The following is a 5,373-nucleotide window of genomic DNA, read 5'->3' as shown; positions in this document are numbered from 1 at the left end:
CCTCGTGGCGTTCGTGTCCTAGCGGACACTCGGCTTCAGGGTGGTGCTCTAACCAGCTGAGCTACATTCCTATATTATATTAAGTTTTGCGATAGGCTACCTTGTATTATTTAATGTTCTCGCCTTGTTTAAAGTTGCCACCTTATACTCGGGCTTTGCCCTCGTGGCGTTCGTGTCCTAGCGGACACTCGGCTTCAGGGTGGTGCTCTAACCAGCTGAGCTACATTCCTATATTAAAATACAAGACATTTAAATAGCTAGGTATATGGTGGAGATGAGCGGGATCGAACCGCTGACCCCCTGCTTGCAAGGCAGGTGCTCTCCCAGCTGAGCTACACCCCCATAAATACCTAGTGTTTCAAATGCCTAAACATAATATCATTAAGTTTGGGTATTGTCAATTATTTTTCAAAAACTTTTTAATCCAACTTGTAAATACTTTGTATATATGGTAAAATAGGGGCGATGAAGTATGAAGAAAAGATAAGTTATGCCTTAGGAGTGTTTCCTACCTACGAATTACTGTTACGTAAGCCTAATTTGGTTACACGTATCCTTACTCACGATAATTTGCAAATGACGCCCGCAATAGAAAATTTATTAAAACTTGCAAGCGGTTTGGGCATAGTCGTTGAAAAGGCTTCTCATAAGATAGAAACTATTTCTAAAAAAGAAAATGTTTTTGTTGCCGGAGAATTTATTAAACAGTATTCGGCTTTGTCGCCTAGTCAAAATCACGTTGTGTTAGATAATCCTGCCGATATGGGAAATCTTGGCAATATTATGCGTTCGATGTTGGGCTTTAACATTACCAACCTTGCTTTAATTGGCGCTCCCGCCGACGCATTCGCCCCTAAGACTGTTAGAGCTTCGATGGGTGCGGTGTTTTCTCTTAATATAAGTTGTTTTGACAGCTATTTAGATTATGACAAAGAGTTTGGGCAACGGCAGATGTATTGCTTTTTAACCGACGGCAAAACCAAACTGCAAAATGTCAGCCCTACCAACCTCTATTCGCTCATATTTGGCAACGAAAGTTCGGGCTTGCCTAGCAGTTACCAACAAATAGGGCAAAGCGTGGTAATTGACCACTCTTGCGCAATAGACTCTCTCAACTTACCTACGGCGGTTGCAATCGCCTTGTATCAATTTAACGTAAAAACAAGATAGGTGAACAATATGAAAAAGAAAGAATTATTAGCTCAACAACAACGCTTAGACGAATACAATCAAAATATTTTAAATCAATTTGGCTATATCGCTTCTAGTAGCTCAGCTAACTTGACTAACAATAGTTTGCCTAGACAAACTACGGCTCAAAAACTTGCCGAAATAGAGAAGATGGACAATATACAGTTTGAGTTCTATCTTTCAAGAATATTTACATATAAAGGCTGTACTGTCAAGTTTACGCCCGTTATAGACGACTACGGCGCAGATATGGTAGTCGAAAAAGGCGGAGTAGTTACCGCAGTAAGGTGTTTAATTACCAAAGAAATTCTGGGTTGCGAAGTAGTCTACGACTCGTTAAAGGCTCTTTCGGCTTATTCTTGCGACCAATGTATGGTAATTACAAACGGGTACTTTAATTCCGCCGCCGTTAAACACGCCAAAGGCAAAAAAATTGTGCTTGTAGACAAAGACACACTGATAGAAGACTTTATCAACATCAAGCTTGCCGAGCAACTAGAAACCCCCAAAGATTAAGTTATTACTCAATCTATTGTAATTTTTTGAAATTGTAAGATATTAATTTAGTCGGTTATGGTTGTTTTTTCGAGTTATTTTATACAATACTTAAATTCGGTTATGGTTGTTTTATTTGACTTGCTTTGCGGATATGCAAATTACGCTAAAAAAACAAGAACTTATTAAAGTTCTTGTTTTTTGTTTGTTATATAGTAACGCAGGTTGTTTATTTGACTTGTATTAGCCATATAATTTAAATTATTAATTATTTTTTACAGTTTTTGTTATTTGGACAGTGGTCGCATTCGTACTTACAGCCTTTTTTCTTGATTAGAAACAATATGCAGAGTATAAACACAACGGCGATTAAGCTAACTATGCTGATTGTGAGAAATAGATTATTATTTTTTATAACTAGTCTGCCTATTTGATATATTGCAAGCGAAACAAGATAGGCAAATACTGTTTGAAAAGCTACTGAAATTATTCCGTATTTAGCCTTGCCTTGTTCTTTAAATGATGCGCCGATAGTTGCCATACAGGGAGCGCAAAGCAAGTTAAATACCATAAAACTGTACGCCCCGAGCGGAGTTATAGCCGTTGTAATGTCAAGAGTTTTGTATAATATTTGTAGCGTAGTAATCGCCGTTTCTTTTGCCGCAAGCCCCGACAAGGTAGCTACTGCAAATTGCCAGTTGCCAAAGCCAAGCGGAACAAATAACGGAGCTATTAATTTTCCTATGCTAGACAACATACTTTCGGCATTATTTCCAATGGTTACTTTAAAACTCCAACTAAACGAAGTTAGTAGCCACAGCACTACTGAGGCTGTAAATATAATTGTGCCGGCTTTTATTAAGAAACTTTTGCCTTTGTCCCACATTTCTTTAAGCACGCTTGTCGCCGTAGGCAATTTATATGTAGGCAACTCTACGAGAAATACGTCGCTGGCGGTAGTTTTTCTTCTATTAAATAGTTTAAGTAGCAGTCCGCCAAGAATAATGCTGACAATACTTATAAAATACATCGAAGTAGCTACAAGGGCGTTTCCGCCAAAGAATGTCGAAGTAAAGAAACTAAATAAAGCAAGTTTTGCGCTACACGGCATAAAGGGGACAAGAGTAATTGTGCTATTGCGTTCGTTTAAATTTTTAATAGTGCGAGCCGACATAATAGCTGGTACCGAACAACCGCAACCAATAATCATGGAAACAAAACTTTTGCCCGACAAACCTATCTTATTTAGCAATCTATCCATAATGAAAGCGATTCTTGACATATAGCCTGTGCCTTCAAGTAAGGCTATGCAACCAAACAGTAGCGTAATCTGCGGTACAAAGCCCACAATGGCTAGTACGCCGGTCATTATACCGTCTACCAGTAAAGAGGACAGCCAAAGGGGCGAGCCTGCTAGTAGGTTTCTAACGCCTTCCATTAGGTATGGGGAGGCTACGCCGTTAAGCCAATCCGTAAGCATACCGCCCAGTCCGTCTATTGAGAAAAAAAATACCGCCATCATAATTACAAAAAATATAGGAAATGCAAGCCACTTGTTAGTGACAACTTTATCTATCTTTTCGGTTAATTCTGCGTCGGTTAAATGTTGTTTATTTTTTTTATTTTTTTTATGTTTATTTGTATGATTATCGGTTTGTTCTTTGCCCTGCATAGAAGTATCTGCAACTTGATTTGTATTAACGGTAGGTTTTGGCGTGTCAAACAAGCAAGAATTTATAATATTTTCGATGTGGGTGTAACGTTGACAGGCTATTTCGCAACTTGCTATTCCGTTTACTTTGTAAGCTAAGTGGATATGCGTTGATTGTTCGTCGTGCGACAAGTCAAGGGCTAAGGGTTTTGCCTTTGGAAATTCGTCTTTTTGGCAAAGGGCGATTAAATTTTCAAACCCCAATTGTTTAGACGCCGATATGGACACTACTTCGCAACCTAATATTTCACGCATCTTTATTATATCTATATATTTGCCATTTGCGTAGAGTTGGTCTTGCATATTTAAAGCAAGTATTATGTTTATGCCAAGTTCGGCAAGTTGAGTGGTTAAGAATAAATTGCGTTTTAAGTTTGTGCTGTCGACTATATTTATAATAAGGTCGGGCGGTTGTTTAATTAAATAATCGTAAGCGACTTTTTCGTCTGTTGTAATCGGCGAAAGGGAGTATATACCGGGCAAGTCTACTATTTGTATAGTAGAATTTTCTTTTAGCAAGCCCGATTTAGTTTCTACTGTAACGCCAGCCCAGTTACCGACGTGACCTTTACCGCCCGTTAAAGCGTTAAATAAAGTGGTCTTACCGCTATTAGGATTGCCCACAAGACAGATTGTCTTTGTAATAGCCATTGTTACGCTTCTCCTTTTACGCTTACAAATATATGTTCGGCTTCGGTCTTTCTTATGCAAACTCGATAATTCATTATAGAAATTTCTAGCGGGTCGCCAAACGGAGCTTTCTTGATTACCGTAATTTCTTGCTCGGGAACAAACCCCATTTCGGCAAATCTTAAACAAACTTGGGGTAAAAGTTTAAGGTGGTGTATAATTGCCGTTTGTCTTATTGGTAATTTATCAAGCGAACATAAATTTATCAAATTTCTTACTCCAAACGCTATATTTTTCTTTTGTTTTATGTTATCATAATTTGCGCTGATTGTCTAGGCGTTAACTTATATTATGCAATAATAATATACTAATCGCAAGAAATAGCCGAAAACACTACTTATTTTTTAATAAAAAAAATATTAAAAAATATTAAAAAAATTGTCAAAAAAGTGTTGACAAGATATAGTACTGGTGTTATTATATTAAGGCTGTCGGCAAAACTGCCTATTTAACAGCTCCTAACTGTTGTTAGGACAAGAGAACATTGACAACTGCATATTTAATCAATAATAAGAGAGTAAAAAACTAACAAAACAAATATTAATCCTTAAAGGTTAATATAGCATTTTATTATTACAATAAAAAGCTGCAATTTCAAAGAGTTAATTTTTTAAAAGAGTAATTTAAGATCTAAGATATAAGATCAAGCTACAAAGAGCATATGGTGAATGCCTTGGCATTAGGCGCCGAAGAAGGACGTGACTAACTGCGATAAGCTGCGGGGAGCTGTAAATGAGCATTAATCCGCAGATTTCCGAATGAGGAAACTCAATGCGTTGAAGACGCATTATTAATACACGAATACATAGTGTATTAAGGGGAACCCGGTGAACTGAAACATCTCATTAACCGGAGGAAAAGAAAACAAATCAGTGATTTCCTGAGTAGTGGCGAGCGAAAGGGAAAGAGCCCAAACCGTATATAGCAATATATAACGGGGTAGAGAACCGCATAATCATAAATTGAAAGTAATCGAGCAGGCTGGAAAGCCTGACCAAAGAGGGTAAAAGTCCCGTAGGTGACATTTTCGATTTAGTGGCGGAGTTCCAGAGTACCACAGGACACGAGAAATCCAGTGGGAATATAGGAGGACCATCTCCTAAGGCTAAATACGACCTAATGACCGATAGAGTATAGTACCGTGAGGGAAAGGTGAAAAGAACCCCGGGAGGGGAGTGAAATAGAATCTGAAACCGTATGCTTACAAACAGAGAAAGCCCGACTTAACGGGTGATCTCGTACTTTTTGTAGAACGGACCGGCGAGTTACGATGCGTAGCGAGGTTA

At 38.2% G+C, this 5,373-nt stretch carries 4 protein-coding genes, 1 tRNA gene and 1 rRNA gene; 3 read left to right on the top strand and 3 right to left on the bottom strand.

Going from position 1 to position 5,373, the window contains the following annotated elements:
- Positions 1-266: 266 nt before the first annotated feature.
- Positions 267-342, bottom strand: a tRNA-Ala gene (locus RR062_06110).
- A 123-nt stretch (positions 343-465) separates the two neighbouring features.
- Here RR062_06110 and RR062_06105 point away from each other — a divergent pair.
- Together RR062_06105 and RR062_06100 are read left to right on the top strand one after the other, a co-directional pair.
- Positions 466-1,170: a TrmH family RNA methyltransferase gene (locus RR062_06105; GenBank protein MEG2027275.1), complete on the top strand. Its 705-nt coding sequence runs from the start codon at positions 466-468 to the stop codon at positions 1,168-1,170.
- Between the two features lie 9 nt (positions 1,171-1,179).
- Complete coding sequence (locus RR062_06100; protein ID MEG2027274.1) at positions 1,180-1,707, top strand: restriction endonuclease; 528 nt, start codon at positions 1,180-1,182, stop codon at positions 1,705-1,707.
- Positions 1,708-1,954: 247 nt separating this feature from the next.
- On the opposite strand, the gene feoB is transcribed toward RR062_06100, so the two are convergent.
- A complete protein-coding gene (feoB, locus tag RR062_06095) occupies positions 1,955-4,048 on the bottom strand; it encodes a ferrous iron transport protein B (protein ID MEG2027273.1) in 2,094 nt (697 codons plus the stop codon).
- 2 nt (positions 4,049-4,050) lie between these two features.
- Positions 4,051-4,296, bottom strand: a complete 246-nt coding sequence (locus RR062_06090; GenBank protein MEG2027272.1) for a FeoA family protein — start codon at positions 4,294-4,296, stop codon at positions 4,051-4,053.
- A gap of 432 nt (positions 4,297-4,728) precedes the next feature.
- Here RR062_06090 and RR062_06085 point away from each other — a divergent pair.
- Positions 4,729-5,373, top strand: a 23S ribosomal RNA gene (locus tag RR062_06085); the annotation flags it as partial.

This window comes from Clostridia bacterium, from assembly GCA_036654455.1.
In the GTDB taxonomy this organism is placed as follows: Bacteria; Bacillota; Clostridia; order Christensenellales; family CAG-314; genus JAVVRZ01.
This window is presented reverse-complemented; position numbering and strand designations above follow the sequence as displayed.

Bases quoted from the DNA above. Each gene is read 5' to 3' on its own strand.
- RR062_06100 (MEG2027274.1), top strand. From the start codon at position 1,180: ATGAAAAAGAAAGAATTATTAGCTCAACAACAACGCTTAGACGAATAC.
- feoB (MEG2027273.1), bottom strand. From the start codon at position 4,048: ATGGCTATTACAAAGACAATCTGTCTTGTGGGCAATCCTAATAGCGGT.
- RR062_06105 (MEG2027275.1), top strand. From the start codon at position 466: ATGAAGTATGAAGAAAAGATAAGTTATGCCTTAGGAGTGTTTCCTACC.